Annotated in this window: 18 protein-coding genes and 4 pseudogenes; 10 read left to right on the top strand and 12 right to left on the bottom strand. The window is 67.6% G+C overall.

What is annotated here, in order from left to right:
* On the bottom strand, positions 1-537 hold a 537-nt coding region (locus BT364_RS36315; RefSeq protein ID WP_072489441.1), incomplete at its 3' end, for an IS6 family transposase.
* Positions 538-1,188: 651 nt separating this feature from the next.
* On the opposite strand from BT364_RS36315, the gene BT364_RS36310 reads away from it, so the two are divergent.
* From BT364_RS36310 to BT364_RS36295, 4 genes are all read left to right on the top strand, one after another.
* Positions 1,189-1,392, top strand: a complete 204-nt coding sequence (locus BT364_RS36310; RefSeq protein WP_072489439.1) for a cold-shock protein — start codon at positions 1,189-1,191, stop codon at positions 1,390-1,392.
* 294 nt (positions 1,393-1,686) lie between these two features.
* Positions 1,687-3,246 carry a DEAD/DEAH box helicase gene (locus BT364_RS36305; protein ID WP_072489438.1) on the top strand — a complete coding sequence of 520 codons (1,560 nt, stop codon included), beginning with the start codon at positions 1,687-1,689 and terminating at the stop codon, positions 3,244-3,246.
* Positions 3,247-3,292: 46 nt separating this feature from the next.
* A complete protein-coding gene (locus BT364_RS36300) occupies positions 3,293-3,691 on the top strand; it encodes a CBS domain-containing protein (protein ID WP_072489437.1) in 399 nt (132 codons plus the stop codon).
* 58 nt (positions 3,692-3,749) lie between these two features.
* Positions 3,750-4,061 carry an SCO5918 family protein gene (locus BT364_RS36295; protein WP_072489436.1) on the top strand — a complete coding sequence of 104 codons (312 nt, stop codon included), beginning with the start codon at positions 3,750-3,752 and terminating at the stop codon, positions 4,059-4,061.
* 121 nt (positions 4,062-4,182) lie between these two features.
* Here the strand turns inward: BT364_RS36295 and BT364_RS36290 are convergent.
* Positions 4,183-4,543: pseudogene (locus BT364_RS36290) on the bottom strand (hypothetical protein).
* Between the two features lie 937 nt (positions 4,544-5,480).
* Between BT364_RS36290 and BT364_RS36280 the strand changes: the two are divergent.
* Entirely contained in the window at positions 5,481-5,819 is a 339-nt protein-coding gene (locus tag BT364_RS36280) for a MerR family transcriptional regulator (protein ID WP_072489435.1), read from the top strand.
* Between the two features lie 160 nt (positions 5,820-5,979).
* Positions 5,980-6,117 carry a cold shock domain-containing protein gene (locus BT364_RS36275; RefSeq protein ID WP_072489440.1) on the top strand — a complete coding sequence of 46 codons (138 nt, stop codon included), beginning with the start codon at positions 5,980-5,982 and terminating at the stop codon, positions 6,115-6,117.
* Here the strand turns inward: BT364_RS36275 and BT364_RS43720 are convergent.
* The 3 genes and pseudogenes from BT364_RS43720 to BT364_RS36260 form a co-directional block, all read right to left on the bottom strand.
* Positions 6,116-6,247, bottom strand: a pseudogene (locus BT364_RS43720) (IS6 family transposase); the annotation flags it as partial. The gene BT364_RS36275 and the pseudogene BT364_RS43720 overlap by 2 nt on opposite strands.
* Before the next feature lie 620 nt (positions 6,248-6,867).
* A pseudogene (locus tag BT364_RS39580) lies at positions 6,868-7,212 on the bottom strand (helicase associated domain-containing protein); the annotation flags it as partial.
* Between the two features lie 630 nt (positions 7,213-7,842).
* The gene (locus BT364_RS36260; protein ID WP_072489434.1) at positions 7,843-8,310 is read right to left on the bottom strand and encodes a hypothetical protein; all 468 of its coding nucleotides are present in this window, start codon (positions 8,308-8,310) and stop codon (positions 7,843-7,845) included.
* Between the two features lie 247 nt (positions 8,311-8,557).
* On the opposite strand from BT364_RS36260, the gene BT364_RS36255 reads away from it, so the two are divergent.
* Entirely contained in the window at positions 8,558-12,337 is a 3,780-nt protein-coding gene (locus BT364_RS36255) for an nSTAND1 domain-containing NTPase (protein ID WP_072489433.1), read from the top strand.
* 438 nt (positions 12,338-12,775) lie between these two features.
* Here BT364_RS36255 and BT364_RS43710 read toward each other — a convergent pair whose 3' ends face one another.
* Entirely contained in the window at positions 12,776-13,231 is a 456-nt protein-coding gene (locus tag BT364_RS43710; RefSeq protein ID WP_256260384.1) for a hypothetical protein, read from the bottom strand.
* Between BT364_RS43710 and BT364_RS44480 the strand changes: the two are divergent.
* Positions 13,193-13,471: pseudogene (locus BT364_RS44480) on the top strand (Tn3 family transposase); the annotation flags it as partial. The gene BT364_RS43710 and the pseudogene BT364_RS44480 overlap by 39 nt on opposite strands.
* 67 nt (positions 13,472-13,538) lie before the next feature.
* Positions 13,539-14,315, top strand: a complete 777-nt coding sequence (locus BT364_RS36240; RefSeq protein ID WP_072489432.1) for a Tn3 family transposase — start codon at positions 13,539-13,541, stop codon at positions 14,313-14,315.
* Between the two features lie 146 nt (positions 14,316-14,461).
* Here the strand turns inward: BT364_RS36240 and BT364_RS36235 are convergent, their stop codons facing one another.
* From BT364_RS36235 to BT364_RS36205, 5 genes are all read right to left on the bottom strand, one after another.
* Positions 14,462-15,514 (bottom strand): hypothetical protein, encoded by a 1,053-nt coding sequence (locus BT364_RS36235; RefSeq protein ID WP_072489431.1) that lies wholly within the window; start codon positions 15,512-15,514, stop codon positions 14,462-14,464.
* The gene (locus tag BT364_RS36230; protein WP_072489430.1) at positions 15,511-15,876 is read right to left on the bottom strand and encodes a PadR family transcriptional regulator; all 366 of its coding nucleotides are present in this window, start codon (positions 15,874-15,876) and stop codon (positions 15,511-15,513) included. The genes BT364_RS36235 and BT364_RS36230 overlap by 4 nt, the downstream gene beginning before the upstream one ends.
* A gap of 244 nt (positions 15,877-16,120) precedes the next feature.
* Positions 16,121-17,383 (bottom strand): IS701 family transposase, encoded by a 1,263-nt coding sequence (locus tag BT364_RS36220; protein ID WP_371268694.1) that lies wholly within the window; start codon positions 17,381-17,383, stop codon positions 16,121-16,123.
* A 463-nt stretch (positions 17,384-17,846) separates the two neighbouring features.
* Positions 17,847-18,671, bottom strand: a complete 825-nt coding sequence (locus tag BT364_RS36210) for a cytochrome c oxidase assembly protein (protein WP_256260383.1) — start codon at positions 18,669-18,671, stop codon at positions 17,847-17,849.
* A gap of 11 nt (positions 18,672-18,682) precedes the next feature.
* Positions 18,683-19,246: a DUF2243 domain-containing protein gene (locus tag BT364_RS36205; RefSeq protein ID WP_072489427.1), complete on the bottom strand. Its 564-nt coding sequence runs from the start codon at positions 19,244-19,246 to the stop codon at positions 18,683-18,685.
* Between the two features lie 757 nt (positions 19,247-20,003).
* Here BT364_RS36205 and BT364_RS42100 point away from each other — a divergent pair.
* Complete coding sequence (locus tag BT364_RS42100) at positions 20,004-20,171, top strand: hypothetical protein (protein WP_177328372.1); 168 nt, start codon at positions 20,004-20,006, stop codon at positions 20,169-20,171.
* A 246-nt stretch (positions 20,172-20,417) separates the two neighbouring features.
* On the opposite strand, the gene BT364_RS36200 is transcribed toward BT364_RS42100, so the two are convergent.
* Positions 20,418-20,732: a tetratricopeptide repeat protein gene (locus BT364_RS36200; RefSeq protein WP_072489426.1), complete on the bottom strand. Its 315-nt coding sequence runs from the start codon at positions 20,730-20,732 to the stop codon at positions 20,418-20,420.
* Positions 20,733-20,934: the final 202 nt, after the last annotated feature.

The raw sequence follows: 20,934 nt of genomic DNA, 5'->3' as shown, positions 1-20,934 counted from the left end.
GCGGCGTTCGGGCTGTCGGGTTGGCTGGTGGCTGTTCTCGGCCCGGTTGTTGAGGCCCTTGTGGGAGCGGTGCTCGACCGAGGGCATCACCTCGCGGTGGGCCGCGCCGTAGGAGCGGAGTCTGTCGGTGACGATCACCCGTGGCACTGAGCGGGTCGTCTTCAGCAGGCGGCGGAAGAAGCGCCGGGCTGTGGCTTTGTCCCGCCGGTTCTGGACCAGGATGTCGAGCTCGGTGCCGTCAGCGTCGACGGCCCGCCACAGGTACTTCCGCTCTGCGTTGATCTTGATGAAGACCTCGTCCAGGTGCCACTTGTCGCCCGGCTGCACACGCCGGCGGCGCAGCGCGTTGGCATAGGACTGCCCGAACTTCGCCCACCAGCGGCGGACGGTCTCGTGGGACACGATGACACCGCGCTCGAGCATCAGCTCCTCGACCTCACGGAAGCTGAGCGGGAAGCGGAAGTACAGCCACGCACAGTGCGCGATGATCTCCACCGGGTACCGGTGCCCCTTGTACAACGGCGGCGTATTGCCCACGGACAACCCTCTCCACCGTGATCAACCCGAAGATCATTTCACCCGATCAGTCAACGTGACAGTGCCGTCAGTTGACCAGCAGCACGCGCAATGTCGACGGTGCCGCCTACACCACGGCACCGACGAGTTCAACGACCGTTACCAGCCCACCTCCACCACGGTCGCTGTTCCGTCACAGGCCGGCAGCACTGCTGGCACGTACACCTGGACGTACGGCTACGAGGCCGAGACGGGCGCCCTGCTCTGGACGCTCAACCCTGCCGGGAGGGCGCCCCGGGGGCCCCGACCCGCAGGCGCAGTTTCCGATGGACTGCAGACGTCGCAGCCGATTGGCCTCCTTGCTTTCGAAAACGCTGCACTCGAGGTAAATGAATACCTGTGCCGGCGGCCTCAGAATTTAACGGCCCTTACTGGGAGAGTTTCTGCCGCAGCACGCACGGGGAAATATTTGACGCACACAATCCTCCACGGCGTGCTACTGTCGGACTCGGTTGCAGTTTTGGTACCCAAAAACTTCAAGCGCCTCTGGTCGGCTTCGATGCCACAGAGAAGCGCTTTGTATTTCCGGTCATTTTCCGGGCAGGGCATCATCGCGGCGACACGGTTTCCGTACAGTACGGATTCCGATGTACTGCCCAAAGGAGATATGACATGGCTACTGGCACCGTGAAGTGGTTCAACGCAGAAAAGGGTTTCGGCTTCATCGAGCAGGATGGTGGCGGCGCTGACGTGTTTGCCCACTTCTCGAACATCGCCGCCCAGGGCTTCCGTGAACTGCAGGAAGGTCAGAAGGTCAGCTTCGACATCGCGCAGGGCCAGAAGGGCCCGACGGCTGAGAACATCGTTTCCGCCTGACGTCGGCGCGCATTTCGTAGCTGGGGCCCGCATCCCTCGGGGTGCGGGCCCCAGCTGCACGCATTTCCGCAGCGGTTCGTCTGCGGGAACAAAATATTGAGGCACGCAGGCTCCTCGGAGCCGCGCCCGGCGATGCACCGGATTCTTTTCGCACGCCATCTCCCATTTTTGCGTACGCCGACACGGATTTCCCGTGGGCCACGTTCGCATTCCATTCGGTCCGTGCCTGTGATTCCCCGCGCTGCTCTTACGCTGCGGAATTCCTTGATACGCGCCGTACAAGGAAGGTTCTGCATGAACCCCACACGCACGAACAGCCGTTCCTCCCGTGCCCGCCGCAACGGCGGCCACGGGTACGACTCCACTGCTGGTTCGATTCGGGGCAGTCGCTTCGGTTCGTCCGCCCCGAACCGTTCGGCAGGTCCGAACCGTTCGGCAGGTCCGAACCGTTCGGCAGGTCCGAACGGTTCATCAGGTCCGAGCCGTTCGGGTGGCCGGCGGCCCGCCGCGATGCAGGGAGAGTTCGCCCTGCCGGAGACGATCACTCCGGCGCTGCCGGCAGTCGAGGTGTTCAGCGATCTCGACATGCCGAGGAGCCTGCTGGCCGCGCTCACCGCGCAGGGCGTGACCACGCCGTTTCCGATCCAGGGCGCGACGCTGCCGAACTCTCTGGCGGGCCGTGATGTCCTGGGCCGCGGCCGGACCGGCTCCGGCAAGACTCTCGCCTTCGGCCTGGCCGTGCTGGCCCGCACCGCCGGGCGGCGCGCCGTGCCCCGTCAGCCGCTGGCCCTGGTTCTGGTTCCCACCCGAGAACTCGCTCAGCAGGTCACCGATGCCCTCACCCCTTACGCCCGCGCTGTGAAGCTGCGCCTGGCCACTGTCGTCGGCGGGATTCCGATCGGCCGGCAGGCGAATGCACTGCGGGGCGGCACCGAAGTCGTCGTGGCCACCCCCGGTCGCCTCAAGGACCTCATCGACCGCGGTGACTGCCGGCTGGACCAGGTCGCGACCACTGTCCTGGACGAGGCCGACCAGATGGCCGACATGGGCTTCATGCCGCAGGTCACCGCGCTCCTGGACCATGTCCGCCCCGAGGGCCAGCGCATGCTGTTCTCCGCGACCCTGGACCGTAACGTCGACCTTCTGGTCCGTCGCTACCTCACCGACCCCGTCGTTCACTCCGTGGACCCATCCCAGGGTGCGGTCACCACGATGGAACATCACGTCCTGCACGTGCACGGTGCCGACAAGCACCGGCTGACGACGGAGATCGCGGCGCGCGACGGCCGGGTGATCATGTTCCTGGACACCAAGCACGCCGTGGACCGCCTCACCCAGGACCTCCTCACCAGTGGTGTCCGGGCTGCCGCTCTCCACGGCGGTAAGTCACAGCCGCAGCGCACCCGCACCCTCGCCCAGTTCAAGACAGGGCACGTCACCGTCCTGGTCGCGACGAACGTCGCGGCGCGCGGCATTCACGTCGACCACCTCGACCTCGTCGTGAACGTGGACCCGCCGACCGACCACAAGGACTACCTCCACCGCGGCGGCCGTACCGCGCGGGCCGGCGAGTCCGGCAAGGTCGTCACACTGGTCACCAACAACCAGCGCCGCGACATGACGCGCCTCATGGCGGCCGCCGGCATCGTGCCCCGGACCACCCAGGTCCGCTCCGGCGAGGAAGCACTCCGCCGGATCACCGGCGCCCGGACCCCCTCCGGCATCCCCGTGACGATCACCGCGCCGGCACCCGAGCGACACAAGCGCGGCACGGCCTCCCGCGGCCGCCGCAGCCCCGCCACGGCTGCCCGGCGCGTGAGCGGGCGACAGTCCGCCTTCGACGCGGCGGCCTGAGCACCGCGTGATCCGGAAGCTGACCCATCTCTGCAGGAGGCACATTGTGACGCTGGTCCAGATGCAGCCCCACTCGGCGAACGTCGACCCCGTGCCCAGGACGGCGCTCGACACCATGAACACGGCCGGGCCACAGGTCTGCGACGACATGACCGTCGAGGTCGCCCTGTCCGTCATGGCCAGCGCCAGGACCGGACACCTGAGGGTCTGCGACAACGACGGTCTGTGCACCGGACTGGTCACCCAGGCCCAGCTCACCACCGTCCGCGACGGCCCCGCCTACACGGACCGGCTCCAGCTGCGCGACATCCTCAGCGACCGCGGGCCGCGCACCGCGCCCGCCACCATGATGGCCGAGCACGCCACGCACCACCGCCGGCCCGCTACCCCGTCCGCCGTGGACGAACAGGACAGCGCGTCGGGCGTCCTCGCCCTGGCCCTCTGAACCGTCTCACCACGGCGGAACAATCTCCTTCCTCTCTCTGTGATCCCTGTGAGGCATCGTGCGCTGTGTTATCGCCCGCTTCCCGTTCGAACTCACCAGGAGCGGCGTCCTGGACTCCATGAAGGGCGTCAAGCCCGAGGAGGTCGTCGGCGAGTCCGTGACCATCGGCCGCCGCGCCTACCCCGTCAAGCAGGTCGGCGAGGTCATCACCCGCCAGGACCGCCGCGACTTCAGCGCCGACGAAGTCCTCCGGGCCATGACCAAGCTCGGCTTCACCTGCCGCAGCCTTCCCCAGGCCGCCGCGCCCACCCGCACCCTCAGCCCGCTCCAGCACGCCTCCGCGATGCTCGGCGTCCCGGTGGCCGTCTGACTGTCTGACCGTTTGGCTGATGGGAAGCGCGAGCTGACAATCGAACAGCCAAGAGGGCCCGACCGGCACACGCTGGTCGGGCCCTCCCGCGTACTGGTGAGTTTCTCTGCGCGGCGCGACGTCAGTGATCGGAGTAGCTGAAGTCGCCCATGGTCCAGGCGCTGACATCCGCGATCGAGACGCGGTACATCCCACCCGTCTCCGGGATCCCCACCGTGCCCTGAAGGATCCGTGCCATATGGAAGTGCAGATACGCGGGCGGCCCCTCCCCCCCGCGTCGTAGCGGTGAACATGGCGGAGAACTCGCCCAGACGGGACGAGTCCGTCAGGACCTCCGACACCCGTTGCCTCCACACGGCTTCGGGCGCCAGTCGGCCGGTGATGACAGCACCACCGGTGACCACGGTCAGGGACATCTGATTGCTGTGCCCGGACTCCACCAGCGTGGCGACGTCAACGAGCAGCTCGTCAGGCTTCGACATGAGAGCCGATCCTATTCACGGGTCGTCTCGTCCCCTTGACCGCTCGTGCTACCGAGCGAGAAGAGCAGTGCCCGTCTTCCCGTCAGAAGCCCGGCGGGTGACCCCGGCCGCTCTCGCGAGTCGGTTGACCACGGGCCAGCCGAAGCCTCCGGCGAGGTCGATTACCTCCTCACGAGACACACAAAAATCTCTATTGGCCAGAGTAGACATTGAGTGGTGGCGTGGTTATGGTTACTCTCGTAACCCAGAGAGACAGCAGGGCCTGGCAGAGAAGAACTGCCGGTAGTACATGTAGTTGCAGGACGGTGCGGCAGTGGAGTTTCGAAGCCAGGGTTGTTGCAGGACGGCGACGGGGCTGACGGCCGGACCGGGTGGCCCGCAGTGAGGGGCCGCCAAAGCGGGACCGCTGTCATGGAAGTTGCGGTACCCGTGAGTGCAGTTCGCAGTATCCAGCAGTGAAGTGACTGAGCGGTACCTCGGTGAAGGCGTCGGCTGCGGACGCGCGCACCGGGAAGTTCGGCAGTGGGGTTCCAAGCCAGAGCAGACGCAGGAAGGGCAACGGGGCTGGCTGCCGGAGAGCGGCGCTGTCACAGGCCGCTGAGCAGTTCGCATCACCAGCAGTACGCAGTAGTGCAGTACCAGCAGTACGCAGTGCCCCATGGTAGGTAGTTGATCACCGAGGGAAGAACGGAGGAGCCCGCGCCATCAGGATCGCCCGGGCCGGAGCATTGAGCCCGGGTACCGCAGGACATCGATAGTGAGGTGGTCTCCGGTCAAGCAACCGCGATCCCCGCACTCCCGACAGCAGCCAGGCCGGGTCTGCGGACACAGAATGCCGGTGCAGTATCAGGGCCGGCAGGTGGTGTAGTAGTTCCTTCGGGGCCCTGGTGCCGTACGGCACCAGGGCCCCTCCATGCGTTCCACAAGAGAGGTGCAAGTGACAGCAGACGACTCGTACGGCCGGCTTGACGATGACGACTACCCCGCCTACACGATGGGCCGGGCCGCCGAGGTGCTCGGCACCACCCAGGGCTTCCTCCGCGCCATCGGCGAAGCCCGCCTGATCACCCCCCTGCGCTCGGAGGGCGGCCACCGCCGCTACTCCCGCTACCAACTGCGCATCGCCGCCCGCGCCCGCGAACTGGTCGACCAGGGCACGTCCATCGAGGCCGCCTGTCGCATCGTCGTCCTGGAAGACCAGCTGGAAGAGGCGCAGCGCATCAACGCCGAGTACCGCCGCGCCGCCGAATCGGCAGGGCCGCCGACCGAGGACTGAGGCGGTGCGCGCCCGCCGGACATCGGCGGGCACCGCGCACAGATGCAGGCAATTCCTCTGGTGACGGAGTGTGCGGCCGCGTACCGTCCCGGTGAGTTGTCGTGGTTCGGAAGTTCCCTCTGCCCACCCCTTCGGTGTTGACGTTTAGGGCTTCGGCTTCATCGCTCAGGACGGTGGCAGCGCGGACGTCTTCGCTCACTGCTCGGCGATCAACTCCTCGGGCTTACGTGAGCTCCAGGAGGGTCAGGTCGTGACGTTCGACGTCGCCCAGGGCCAGAAGGGCCCCCAGGCGGAATGACACCGCGCCGGAGCATCAGCTCCTCCACCTCACGGAAGCTGAGCGGAAAGCGGAAGTACAGCCACACGCAGTGGGAGATGACCTCGACCGGGTACCCGTGCCCCTTATACGACGGCAACGCGCTCACCACGGACGATCCCCCTCCAGCGTGATCAACGTCGAGGATCCTCCCACGCCGCCCGCCAACGTGGCAGTGCCTGCCATGTCCTTGAACAACCTCGCCCTCTGGCTGGGGGAGGTCGGGCGGCGGGAGGAGGGTCTGGCTGCGATCCAGGAAGCCGTGCGCATCCGTCGCACGCTCGCCGAGACAAATCCGGAGTGTTTCAGGGGAACTTGCGAGGGTCGCTGAATGTCGCCGCTTGGCTTGAATCCCTGCCCCCGTAGGCAGTCAGCACCATCGCCTCGCCGAACTGAGGCCCCTCAACCGGATGCTGAGGATGTGCGGGTGCTCGGCGCACGCGAATGGTCACCTGCCAGCTGGCCAATCCACACGTCACAGACGTTCGAGTGAACCCGATAGAAGCTACGCAAGAGTTCACAAGGTCACTAATGGCTCCCGTTCAACCTGCCGGACTGGCTCTCAATCAACCCGCCGAAAACAGAGAGGGATATCGATGGAGCAGATGTGGGCGTACGACGTTGCGAAGCACATCGCCAAGGCAACCCTCGTGTCCTCATCCTGACTCTGGTGGTGGGAGGCCATCCGGTGGAGAGGCCTCCCACCACAGTCACATCGCCCAACAGACGTCTCTACCAGAGCATGCCGAGTGCATTGAGGTCTGCCCGGCGCTGTTCGGTGAGCCTGTCGGCACGCTTCCGTACGTTGTCGAGCCAGGTGCCCAGCCGTACGGTCACAGGCTCCTCAGCGCCGTTCTGGCGGCCCACTGCGGCACCTCCTTCCAGATATTCGACGTGCTTCCGGGGCACCCGAAGATGTCCCTCACGTGCGTGGAACTGCCGTGCATGAATCGCCACGAGCTGGCGGGCCAGCAGGGGAGACGCCTGTCTTTCCTCGTCGTCGAGGACGGTCCGGCCCGCCAGCTGTGTCATGAGGAACGACGGATACTCGCAACGCGCGGCAGTCGGATCAACCGCGTGATCACCACCGCCCGACGAAGATCATCACCGACAGCCCGCAGGACGCGGACGAACGCAAGGAGAGGAGCGCCTTCGGGCGCTCCAAGACGAAGAACGAGACGCCGCCGCACACCTCGCCTGCTGGCCCGCGGTCGCCCTCAGCGACAGCACTGACGGCCTTGTCCCCGTCTCGGCCCTGCGCACCACACTTGTCGAGGCGGTCATCGGAGGCCACGCCGAAGACGTCGAACGGGCCGGGAAGGCGAGCAGGACAAAGGTTTCCCTCGGGACATCGGGACCGACGTCGTCAAGCTCCTCGACTGGTACGTCCTGCGGGAACCGGACGGCACACCGGAGCTTTCGGCGAGATCTGCCTGATCGCCCGCCTGCGCCTGGGGCTCGATACAGTGCTCGGCCCCGGCGGTGCCCATGGGGGGGGGCGGTGCCGGGGCCGAGCGTGGACAGCCTGACCAGGGGCCGGTCAGGTGACGGGGATGACATAGGCACGGGCGAGGTGCCGATCACGGCTTCGTGCAGGTGCCCGGTGATGGCGCCGTCGCCTTCGACACCATGACGATGTGCAGGTGGACTGGACGAAGCCGTTACGGATCTCGCCGGTGCCGGTCATCTCTCGTGTCAGTGTCGTTACTACATCCAGGACGAGGTCTTGCAACGGCCGCCGTTGCAAATCTGGACCCGCATGCCCAACAACGGGTCTTGGCCCCTGAAAGTGCTGTTCCACACCTGGTAGCTCCCGCAGCTCTTGGTGTAGTTGTGCCACGGTCCGTTGTGGACGTACGTGCCCTGGGTCGAGCTGTACTGCCTCGCCTGAATACGAATCTTGGGCTTCTTGTTGTCCCGGCAAGCGGTGTCCTTCACGGACATGCTGACCTTCGCGCTGTACTTACCGGTGGACGTGACCGTCGCGCTGCCGCAGGCCCCGGTGAAACAGACGTCCCGGCGCGACTGCACGGTGACGTCTCCCTGGGTGGCGGATGCGGCAGGGTGACGGAGCGGCTGCTGCTCCGCCTGTGCAGCGGGGGCAGCAATGGCCAGCCCGGAGCTCAGTACCAGGGCGACAGTCGAAAGAGCGAAGGTCTTTCGGATGTTCAGCATGCGGGTTCCTCTTCGTTGTGGTGACGGATGCGTACGGCGGGATGTTCCGCTGTGCCGCGCCGGCCCGGCGATCGGTCCGACGACGACCAGTCCAGCCGCCCGCACCGTTGTTCAGCAGGCCCCCTTCGCCACACTGAACAAACGCCGAGCGCCAGTTGGGAGGCCGAGGTGAGCCCTTGCCCGCGCACGTGGTGGGTTCCTAACGTGACCATGACACGGGGTACGGAGATACGAGGGGACCAGTGGGATGGGGCGTCGTGAGACACCGCTGGATCCGGCCGCAGGGCCGGTACAGCGGTTTGCGGACGAGTTACGCAAGCTGCGGCGCGAGGCGGGAGGGCTGACTTATCGGGAGATGGCGCGCAGGGCCCGCTACTCGGTGACCTCGCTGTCGCAGGCTGCGGCCGGGGAGCAGATGCCGTCACTGGCGGTCGCCCTGGCCTACGTGGCGGCTTGCGGCGGCGATGTGGCGGAGTGGGAGCGGCGGTGGCGCGAGGCGGCCGAGGAGTCGGTGGTCCGCGACCGCGAGGAGGACGACGGCCTGGAGTCGCCGTATCAGGGGCTGGCCCGGTTCGAAGCTGCAGACCACGAGCGGTTCTTCGGCCGCAGCACCCTCGTGGAAGACGTACGCGAACTGGTGCTGGCGCACCGCTTTTCGGCCGTTTTCGGCCCGTCCGGCATCGGTAAGTCCTCGCTGCTGCGGGCCGGGCTGATCCCCGCGCTGCGCACCGAGGGCGCCTCCCTGGCGGCGATCCGCATCCTCACTCCGGGTGAGCATCCGCTGCGCACCCATGCGAAGGTACTGGTGCCGCGGGACGCTGGCGGCGACACCGTACTGGTGGTGGACCAGTTCGAGGAGGTCTTCACGCTGTGCCGGGACGTACAGGAGCGCACCGAGTTCATCGAGGCCCTGCTTGCCGCTCGGCAGGCGGACAGCAGGCTGCGCGTCGTGATCGCCGTACGGGCCGATTTCTACGGCCGCTGTGCCGAGTACCGCGAGCTTGCCAACGTGATGCGGGAGGCCAACCTGCTGGTGGGGTCGATGAGCCGTGCCGAGCTACGCGAGGCCGTTGTGAGACCGGCGCAGACGGCGGGGCTGATCGTTGAACGCGAACTGACCGCCCGCCTCGTGGAGGCGGTGGACGGCGAGCCCGGAGGCCTGCCACTGCTCTCTCACGCCCTGCGCGAGACATGGCGGCGGCGCCGCGGCCGTGTGCTGACGATGGAGGCGTACGAAGCGGCGGGCGGCGTCCATAGCGCGATCGCGAAGACTGCCGAGGAGGTCTACACCCGGTTCTCCGCCGACCACGCAGAGCTGGCCCGCCTTGTTCTGCTGCGATTGATCACCCCCGGAGAGGGCTCCCTCGACACCCGCCGCCCTGTCGACCGTACGGAAATGGACTTCGCCCCCGCCGACAACGTCGCTCTGGTCCTCGACCGCCTGGCCCAGGCCCGCCTCATCACCCTCGACGACAACGCGGTCGATCTCGCTCACGAGGCCCTCATCACGTCCTGGCCCCGCCTGCACGCCTGGGTCGAGGAGACCCGCGATCGCCTGCGCACCCATCGCCGCCTGACCGAAGCGGCCAGCGCATGGGAGGACTTGGCACACGACCCGGGAGCCCTCTACCGGGGCACGCGCCTGGCCACCGCGGACGAACACCTCGCAAACCAGCCTTTGACCCCAGCAGAACGGGCCTTCCTGACTGCCAGCCGGACCACTCGTACGCGGGAACTGCGCCGCCGCCGCACCCTGCTGACCACCCTCGCCACCCTCCTCGCTCTCGCTCTCGTCGCGGGCGTCACCGCCTGGCAGCAGTCCCGCACCAGCGACCGCCGCCACCGGGAATCCGAGGCACGCCGGATCGCAGCGGTGGCTGACAGCATGCGCCCCACCGACCCGGTCACCGCGGCCCGGCTAAGCGTCGCCTCCTGGCAGCTCGCCCACACCCTGGAGACCCGGTCGGCTGTGCTGTCCGCGCTCAACAGCCACGAGCAGGATGTCTTCAGGGTCCCGGAACGCGACGCCCGATCCACCGTCCGCCGCCTCACCGCCGACGGACGGGCCTTGGTGTCGGCCTCCAGCGACCACGTCCGCGTCTGGGACATGCGCACCCACCGCCTCACCCACACCTACCCAGGGCCCGGCGAGCGGCTGTCCGGTCCCGACGACGACATGATCAGCCCGGACGGCCGGACGATGGCGCTGAACAGGGGGGATTCCGTGGCGTTGTGGGACATCCGCACGGGACAGGTGACTGGACACCTGCCAGCGGAACTGCCGATGATCGTCGCCTTCAGCGCGGACGGACGTAGTCTCGTGGTCCAGGCTGCGAGCGAGGTGCAGGTCTGGGACGTGCCGAGTCGCCGACTACGGCTGCGAGTCCCCACAGGGAGCGAAGGGATGGAGACGTCGGACGCAGCCATCAGTGCAGACGGGCGTCGACTGGCGACGTGCAGCACCCGACACCCTCTACGGATCTGGGACATCGCCCGCCGCATCCCCCTGCGCCTGCCCTGGAAGGCCAAGTACGGGCGGGACTTCTGCTCGCAGGTCCGATTCACCTTCTCGCCCGACGGCACCGCTATCACGCTCGGGTCCCCCACCGGAGTCGTCGTCCGGGACATTGCCTCGGGGCGTGACCTCGCCCAGCTGGACACGAAGGCGGCGGCCGACGTGCGGTTCAGTCCGGATGGATCGTTCGTGGCCGCGATCGACGGGGGAGGCCAAGTCCTCCTGTGGCGCCTCACCTCACCCGATTTTGCCCCGGTGTTCCGCCACACCCTGGGCAGCGAGACGGCTGACCACTACGAAGTGGATTTCGCCGCCGCCGAGATCCGATACCTCGACAGCTCGCGTACGGCCGTGCGTTCCCTGGCACTCGGCACGGCGACCACGCCCGGCTGGCGCCAGCAGACCGTGGACGGCGCCCTGCTGTCCCGGGATGGTCAGACGTTGGCCACCTTGCGTGCCCCGGCTGACAACAAGGGTGATAGCACTGTCCGCCTGTGGGACACCCGGACCGGCAGGGCCTTCCTGACCATGCCGGACAAGCCATGTCTCGTCGAGGGGGTCGGCGCCGTGGCAGAGGTCGACTCGCCTCTGGAACTGGGCACCGACGAGGAGACAGCTGCGGTCGGCGGTGAGGAACTGGGAACCCCACCGGCAGACATCGACTGCTTCAACCTGTGGGCGTTGAGTGCCGACGGCCGCTCCTTCGCATACGCCCGAAGCAGCACTGCCGACGCTCCTGCCGGCCAGCGCATCACAGTCTGGGATGTAACAACAAACCACAGGCGCGCCAACATCACCATCCGTCCAGACCGGGACGGAATGACCGGCGTCGACGGACTGGCCCTGAGCCCCGACGGCCGGGCCCTCTACGTGTCCCGGACTACCGCGCGGCAGGTCGTGGAGGTATGGGACGTACAACGAAACGAACGCCTCCGGACGCTGAACGACGTTCCCGCAGGGGGCATGGCGGTTCGCGACGACCAGCGCATGCTCGTCACCAGCCAGGACCAGGTGGCCGACCTCCGTACAGGACAGACGAATTACCGTACCCTCGGCGACGGCATGTCCGATGTACTGGCCTTCAGCCCGGACGGGGCGTACTTCGCGGCAGGTGATGCGATGGGGCACGTCACCGTGTGGGACGGCGAAGTGCGCAACCGCATTGGTGTGGCCAAAACAGGCCCCGGCGAGTCCATCACGTCACTCGCCTTCTCCCCGGACGGCGGCACCCTGGCAGTGGCCGGCAGCGGGGGCACCGTCCAACTCTGGGACGTGGCTTCCAGCCGCCCCCTCGGGTCCGCACTCCCAACCCCCGGCGACCTCCCCCACGCGCTTGCCTTCAACCAGGACGGCACCACACTTTCCGTCGCCGGCGCACACGTCCAGCTCCTGACGTACGACATCGCTCCCGCACATGTGGCCCATCAGGTTTGCGCCCGTACCGGCTCCCCGCTCTCTCACACGGACTGGAAGGCGTACCTGCCTGATATCCCGTACCGCAGGACCTGCTGATCCAGCGCGACTCCTCGAAGACCCTACACCGAGCGTCGCTCCGATTACAGAGGGTTACCCGTCACTTCGCCGTAGTTTCGGGAGAACAGAGCCCCAACGACGGCAAGCCGTTCAGGGACGACGAGGGCCATGAGCAGGACACCAAGGTTGGCGCGACGGCGAGCGTCGGCGACCTGAGCGAGCCCGTTCCCACCACTGCCAGCCCCTGCTGACACACCTCACCGCAGAACCATTGCCCTCCAAACGCCCTCCGGGTCTCCGGGCAGCAGCACCCGCCACCTGTCCGACGCTCTCCTCCGTCCACGGGCGAACCGTGTCCCCAGAAGGCATGAGCGAGGACGAGCAGCAGCCCGCCCCGCGCCACGGCAAGATCCTGGAGGCCTTTGCGCGGGCGGAGCGGAAGGTCTTCGCCCGACCCGCGCCGAAACCCGCAAAGTCTCAGGTCTTCACCGCCCTCGCGGAGGAACTGCGCACCGGCGATGTCGCGGTGGTCGGCTCCGAGGAGTACGCCGACTGGTCCAAGCAGCTGCTGGCCTGGGAGGCCGCCGGTCCCGGCCGATCTGCCCGTACAGCAGCACCTCCCAGAAGTTGCCGTGATGGGCCGAGACCTTCTCGATCTGCTCGTACTGCTTCGCGAACCCGCCGAACCCCTCCACGGTCTGGTGTAACCGCACCGAGCCCGCCGGCCTGCACCACCAGGGCCTTCGCCAGGGCGAGCAGGGCCGGGGAGACCTCCCCGTCCAGCCGCTTGGCCACCTCATCCAGCGGTGCCACCTCGTCCAGTCCGTCCAGGGCCTGGCGGGCCTCGGCGGTCACGGCCGCGGCGCCGTACGAGGCGGCCCGGCACATCCCGGCGTGAGCGGGCACGAGCTGTCGTACACGGCGAACCGGCACTTCTCGATCGTGCTACTGAACGAGGCGGTCGCCGATCTGGTCAACGCGCACGCCCAGCTGGACATCTCCCAGGCTTGGGGGGATGGCACCGCGGTGGCGGTGGACGGCACCCATATGGACACCTACCTCGACAACCTGCTTGCCGAGACGAGTGTGCGGTACGGCAAGCCGGGCGGGATCGCCTACCACCACGTCTCGGACACCTACGTCGCGCTGTTCACGCACTTCATCCCGTGCGGGGTGTGGGAGGCCGTCTACATCATCGAGGGCTTGCTGAAGAACACGAGCGAGGTCAAAACCGACTACGGTGCACGCGGATACGCAGGGCCAGTCCTACCCGGTCTTTGCGCTGGCCCATCTGCTGGGCTTCGATCTGATGCCCAGGATCAGGAATTGGAAGGACTCGGTCTTCTACCGGCCGAGCAAGCAGGCCGAGTACGAGCACATCGATGCCCTGTTCGGGGAGCCGGGCAAGAACGTCATCAACTGGGACCTGATCGAGTCCCAGTTCCGGCACCTGATGCGCGTGGCTGTCTCGGTGCGGGAGGGCGCGATCTCGTCGTCCGCGCTGCTCAAGCGCCTGCGGTCGGGATCGAAGAAGAACGCCACCTGCACCGCCTTCCGCGAGGTCGGCCGTGTGATCCGTACTGTGCAGCTGCTGCGCGATCTCTCGGATGCCCCGCTTCGGAGGCGGGTGACGGCGGCGACGAACAAGGTGGAGTCATTCAACCGGTTCTCGCGGTGGATCGGGTTCGGCAACCGCGGGGTCATCGCCGACAACGACCCGGTCGAGCAGGAGAAGGCGATGAAATTCAATGCCCTGCTCACGAACGCGGTGATTTTTCACAACGCCCTGGACATCGCCGAGATTGTCCGGCAGCTGCTGGAGAAGGGCTGGACGATCGAGCCGGAGGACTTGGCCCACATCTCCCCGTACCTGACCGAGCACATCAACCGGTTCGGCGAGTACTCCACGCACGAGCTGGGCATCCAGCCGGAGGCGTACGACCCGAAGCTGGACGTGGACTTCACCCCGCTGCGCGAGCAGGACCCGACTGCGGCCGGCTTCGGCCAAGCTGCCTGAATACCCGAAGGACCCACACCTGCCCGCTTAACAGTACTGACGCTGGATCAGCACCGCTGGCGCCGCTGGACGCGGGCCCGGGTGCGCTGTGACGGCGCACCCGGGCCCGATCGTCCCCGGACGTGGGAGCCTGGTGGTGAGGCCGGTCAGCGTTGGCCGGCGTGGTTCACCGGACCCCTCATCTTCCGGAGAAAGGTGACAGCCACGGCGCCGGAGCAGACGAAAAGCACCGCGTGAACCCAGGGCGTCGCACCACCGCTGTCCGAGTCCGTCAGCGTGAGGGTGAACAGCACCGCGAATACGGCCATGCTGGAAAGGGAACCGAGGAACTGGTGGCGGACCCGCTGGACTTCGCGTATCGGGCCGTCGGTCAGGTTCATGGCATAGATCTCCACCTGGCCGAGTTCCTGCTGTGCGGCGCGCCCGGTGGCTGCCAGGTGCTCCCGTGCTTCGGTCACGTGCTGCTGCGCCGTGCGCATGGGAAGGCCGTGCCGCCCATACAGCAACTCGCCCAGCCGGCACAGCCATTGCTCATTGTCGAGCCATCGGCCCTCACCAGGGGAGAACCACCGGCTCACGACCCGCTCGGGTGTGGCCAGCCCCAGGGCCCCGAGCAGCAGCGCGAACCCGGCTGCCGCGAATGGCGGGAACGGGAAGGAATGCGCGTCCTGGGCCGCGGGGAGGGACGCCAACCAGATGCCGGCAGCGGCGATGACGCCGGCACCGCTGCCATAGAGCCAGGCGGCCCCAGTCCGTCCGGCCGCGCGCAGGGCGGGGAGGACCGCGAAACTGGCCGCCACGAGCAGGGAGGCGGAAAGGGACAGGAGGAGAACCGAGGCACCGGAGCGGTCCTCATCGCCGAAAGTTCCCACCGTGGCCATGATCAGGACGGTGATGCCTCCTGCCACCATGCCCTGCCGGAAATGCGTGGCTGATGTCCTGCCTTCGAAGTCACGTGTGCTGCGGGGCCCGGCGTCGACCCGTTCGGTGGCCACCGCAGTGGCGTACTCCTCGGCGGGGCCGAAGAGTTCCTCCGCCGACTGCCCCGTTTCGGTCACTGCACAGGCGACCTCCTCCCGCACACGGTTCACGAGTTCGCGCGGCACTCTGTGGACAAGGACGAGGTCCAGCTCCAGCTTGTCGGCCCAGGCAGCGCGGCCGCTGTTGCCCGGTCGGGTCCCGGCCGTGGTCTTCGTCATCGGTTCTCCTGTTCATGGGGTGTGGCAGGGGCCTCTGCCAGGAACACCGCCGTCGTGTCGATCGCCGTGCGGAACTCCTGCCACGCCCGGCGCTCCCGCGCCAGACGCTCCCGCCCCGCGTCGGTCAGCCGGTAGTACTTCCGGCCAGGCCCGCCCTCCCCGGGGGCCCATCGGACCTCGACCGCGCCGTCGTCGGCGAGCCGCGTCAGTGCTGGGTACAGCACGGCACCCTTGACGGTGCCGAGTCCCGATTCTTCGAGCTGCTGGAACAGCGCGTATCCGTAACTCTCTCCGCGCTCCAGCGTGGCCAGAAGGCACAGCGGCAGGACGGCGCGGAGCCATGCGGGCTGGATGTCGCCCATGCATCGACCCTCCCTAAGATCACGACTAGTCTGAAATTCAGAATAGTCGAGTGTCAAGAGTATGCGGGGAGGAGGGGTATGAAGCGCAGCGCCGACGAGGCTTCCATCGCCTGGTGGCCCCTAGTAGGGCTTTGTTAGGTCCTGTGGTGGGGTTCGGGTGTTGATGCAGGTTGGCCGCATATGGAGCAGGCGCCGGTCCAGGTGGCCAGGAGGGCCTGGAGTTCGCGGAGGGCCGCGTAGAGGGTCAGGCCGACGCAGGGGCTTTTGGGTCAAGTCTGAGCAGGGTGCAGAAGGCTTGGGCGAGGGAGGCGAGGGTGACGTGGCGGTGCCAGCCGAGGTAGTTGCGGCCCTCGAAGTGGTCCAGGCCGAGGCCGTCCTTGAGGTCGCGGTAGTCGTGCTCAACTCTCCAGCGGATCTTGGCGATTCGCACCAGCTCGCGCAGTGGAGTGTCAGCGGGCAGCGTCGAGAGCGAGTAGTCGGTTGGTTCGGCGGAGTCGGGAGGCCACTCGACGAGCAGCCAGCATTCGGGCGGGAAGCCGTCTGCGGCCCGGCGGATGTGTCGGTTGGCCGGGCGGACCCGTAGGGCCAGGAATTGCGAGCGCATCTCGGCCCGTGGGTTGTGCTTGGTGGCCTTGCTGCCCTGGCGCCAGGTGACGGTGCGGGTGGCTGCTTGTCCGGCGGCCAGGGCCAGCGCGCGCAGGGTGGTGTGCGGCTGGGGGCAGGCGGATACGGGAGGGCGGCCCTGCCCGTAGTACGGTGGGCGCTCGGGCGTGGCGCCGCCCGGGTGGGCGGTCGTGGTGGCCTTGACCGCGACCGCGTAGGTCAGACCGCGCTCGGTCAGGCCCTCGCGAAAGCCCATGGCGTCGCCGTATCCGGCGTCGGCGACGACCGGAAGGTCGGGCAACTCCCAGTCCCCGCGGACCTCGTCCAGCATGTCCAGGGCCAGGCGCCACTTCTCCCGGTGCCGTGCGGTGTCCGGGATTCCGGCCCTGGCCCGGCGGCGCCGGATCGCCTCGGCCAGTAGCGGGTCTTCGCCGTGCTTGGTGTCGTCCCAGTTCTCGGGCAGGAACAGGCGCCAGTCGACGGCCGAGGAGGCACGGTCGCTGACCAGGTTCACACTGACCCCGATCTGGCAGTTGCCCCGCTTGCCCAGCGCGCCGCAGTACATCCGCGCCACTCCCGGCGAGTCGTAGCCGTCCTTGGGAAAGCCGACGTCGTCGATCGCGTACGCCTCGGGCGAGATGTGAGCCGCAGCCCAACGGGCCAGCCGCTCACGGACCTTGGCATAGTCCCAGGTGGAGGAGGACACGAACTGCTGCAACTGCTGGTGGTCCACGCCCAGGCGCTCGGCCATCGGCTGCATCGACTTGCGCTTACCGTCCAGCATCAGCCCGCGCAGGTACAACTCACCCTTGGCCCGCTGGTCCCGACGCGCCAGTGAGCCCAGCATCTCGGCCGCGAACGCCTCCAGACGCGGCCGGACCTCTTCCATCTCCTCAGGAGTCACACCTGAAAGAAGATCACAATCTATCCAGCGAGTATCACTTGGGGTACCTAACAAAGCCCTACTAGGAGTGTGGCAGGTCAAGCTCTCCCGGGCTCTTCAGAGCATGACTGGTTGCGCCAAGACCTACGTCGTCCAATTTGCCGAAGCCGAAGGCTTCGCGCACGTGCACTTCCATATCGTTCCGCGCATGGCAGATCTACAACCAGAGCATCGTGGGCCGGGCATTTTCGAGCTGCTTCGGCGACCAGAGCAGGAGCGAGTAACGGCTGACCAGGCAGACCAAATAGCCCACTCGCTCCGAGCTCAACTTCATGGGCACCCGCACGCTCAGTAACCAGATCACGGAATCTGAGCCAGAACCCGAGAAGCGACAGCACCTTCGGTGCGACTCGTAGAGGCGTGATCGCGCGAGGCGGAGGCCGGTGCTGGCTGCCTCGGCGAAGCTGCTGTCTGCCGCTTGGTGTCAGGCATGTGCCGTGGTCTCGCGGGGTACGACAGCTTCACGGTGCGCCGCGCGCCGGTGCTCGGGGCGCCAGGTGGCGACCAGGGCAGCGGCCAGCAGCAGTTCGGCGATGTCGCCGCCGTAGTACATGATCTCCGCGCCGCCCTGGACCTGGTAGATGGGGGCGTGGATGTCGACCCAGAAGCCGCCGTACATCAGCTGGGAGATCACCGCGTGCGCCGCGATGGCGATACCGAGGTAGAGCAGCCGGGCGCGCACGCCGGGACGGGCGGGTGCCGGGTCGGGACCGGCGATGACGTAGGCGAAGAGGCAACCGGACAGCAGGAAGTGCGCGTGCAGCATCCAGTGCGCGGCCGGGCTGCCCACGGTCGCGTTGTAGAGAGGGGTGAAGTAGAGCACCGAGAGGCTGCCCGTGGACAGGGCCAGCGCGACCGCCGGGTGGGCGATCACCCGGGCGGGCGGGCTGTGCAGTACGGCCGTCAGATGCCGCCCCCGGGCTGCGGGCAGGGTGCGCAGCAGGAGGGTGACGGGGGCCGCGAGGACGAGCGCGAGGGGCGCGTACATGCCGATGAGCATGTGCTGGGTCATGTGGCCGCGGAAGTCCTCGTGCGCGAACGGGGCCACGGGCGGTAGCAGGGCCACTCCGAGCAGGGCGGTGCCGGTCAGGAAGCCGGTGGTCCGCCACCGGCTCCAGCCCTGGGCCGGGTTGCGGCGGCGGGCCCGGCGGGCGAGCAGCAGGTAGGTGCCGGCGGCGGCCAGCAGGACGAGGGCGGGCAGCAGCCACCCGAGGAGGCTGCTGCCCGCGGTGTGCCCGTGTGCGGGCATGTCGTGGTCCATCAGGCGGGCCGGCCCTCGTGCCGCTCGGCGGTGGCGCCCGGGTCGAAGGGCTGGCCACTGCGCTGGAGCAGGTAGCCGCCGACGACCAGCAGGGCGCCCAGGACGAGGAAGCCGATGTCCCACCAGACCTGGCCGTCTCCGGCGTAGACGTGGTGGATGCCCATGATGTGGTGGTCCAGGACGCCCTCGACGAGGTTGAACAGGCCCCAGCCGACGAGCATCCATCCCCACAGCACCCGGGAGTTCCACACCCGCAGCCGGTTGTGGGTCACCCGCGAGTACAGGATGGCGAGCCCGAGGAGGACCGCGAGCCAGCACACGGTGTGGAAGATGCCGTCCCAGAGGGTGTTCATCTCCAGGCCCGAGACGGTGTGGGGGTTGTAGTACTTCACCCCGATGCGGTCCTCGTTGGTGCTGGAGAGCATGTGGTGCCACTGCAGGAGCTGGTGGAGCAGAATGCCGTCGACGAAGCCGCCCATCCCCACCCCGAGCACGATGCCCGGCAACTGGATGCTCGCCGGTTGTGCCATGTCGGCCCGGGCCTCGCCCGTCGTGGTGGCCATCGCTCGTCTCCACTCCCGGTCCTGGGCTCTGTTGGAAGATGCCTCAGTCGCAGGTTCCCCTCTCCACGGCACTCGCGCGCGCGCATGTGCTCCACCCGGCCCAGACAGCGCGCGGTCAGAACTCGTGAAAATTTCGAATAGCTCCTTGGGGTCAGGTGCCTCCCGAACCGGTGAGCAAGTGCTGACCAATCTCGTGAACAAAGCCAGCCGGTCTTGACGCGTAGCTCGGCCTCGTTTGCCGCGGCCGCCGCGTTCTCCAGCGGGGTCTGGCAGGCAGGACACAAGACCAAGACGAGTCGGCCGCTCTCCCACTTGCCGCTCCAGTTCTCGGCGGCCCTGGACGTGAGGTCCCTCGGGGCAAAGCAGCGGCATCGGCTGCATCGGAGCCGCTTGCCTATCCGGGTCTGCGGGCGCTTCTGACGCTTCTTTCGACTCATGCCCGGTCAACGACGGCGGGGGGCGGCCCGGTACCGGGCCGCCCCCCGAGAGCCAGAGCCCCGCCGCGCCCGGCTACCAGACATCCGGATCTGCCCGCCGCTGCTCCTCTGCACGGAGGGGATTTTCATGTTTATCGGGCGAGATTGAGTGGAGATCCGTGCTGATTCCACAGAAGATCTGGGTCGTTCTTCTTGAGGCTGAGGGAGCCGGATTTCCGGAACCACGCTGTATCCGCCCCTAGCGTCGGGCCTGCCCGGCTAGGCCCCTGGTGGATCGTGCCGCGCGGTACTCGTACCCGACCTCGAAACGGAGACCCGTCGTGACCTCGCACTCCCCGCTGACCCTGTTCCTCGTGGGTGTCGTCGCCTTCCTGGTGATGGGCGGTCTCCTCTACGTCGCACACCAGCATCCGTCCCTCGCGACCCCGCTCATGGTCGCCATCGCTGGCGGGGCACTTGTGGTCGCGTGTCTCGGCCTGGCCGGCTGATGTCGCCCCGCCTGCCGTGCGGTTCGGCCGCGGTTCGGCCGGCTCTGCGCAGTTCCTCGTCTCCCGCGCTCTGCGGGCCGCCACCTGAGCACTCTTTGCAGAGGAAAAGACACCTGCCCTGACCTCTGCTGCGACTATCCAATCTGACCCGCGTCCCGTGACAGCGCGCGGGTATCGACGCCGAAGACGGCGCACTCGACAACGTGGCCAACTGCCCACCCGTGGGCCGAACCGAACGGGCCCCTTTTACAACGGAGACTCCCCAAGACCATCCCCCGCCGACCGCCACCGGGACAGCACATCACGAGCAGAATGAGTATCGGGGTGTTCGTTGCCGAGGAGTCGCTCGTACTCGGTGAGGACGGGTTCTTCGATTTCGATGGCTTCGTTGGTGCGTCCGGCCTGCCGGTAGAAGGCGGCGAGGCTGGCGCGGGCGGTCAGGGTGTGGGGGTGTTCGCTGCCCAGCAGCCGCTCGCAGTCGGCGACCATGTGCTCCCAGTACGTCGAGGAGGCACTGTGCGGGTGAGCATTGAGGAGGCTTGCTCCCGCGCGGTAGAGCACGGGGTGGGCGTCAGGCGTCCATAGGGACTCTCCGGCATGGGTGGTGAGGGAGTCCGTGTTGGTGCGTAGTGTGCTGGCCAGTTCGCGTTGTGTGTGGTCGGGGTCTGGCCAGATCTCGACGAGGGCATCGGCGGCGGTGACGGCGGTCGCCGGCTGCTGGCCCTGAGGGATGGTCTCGCGTACGGCCCGGGCGGTGAGCGCG

The sequence above is a fragment of the Streptomyces atratus genome (genome assembly GCF_900119365.1).
GTDB lineage: Bacteria > Actinomycetota > Actinomycetes > Streptomycetales > Streptomycetaceae > Streptomyces > Streptomyces atratus_B.
This window is presented reverse-complemented; position numbering and strand designations above follow the sequence as displayed.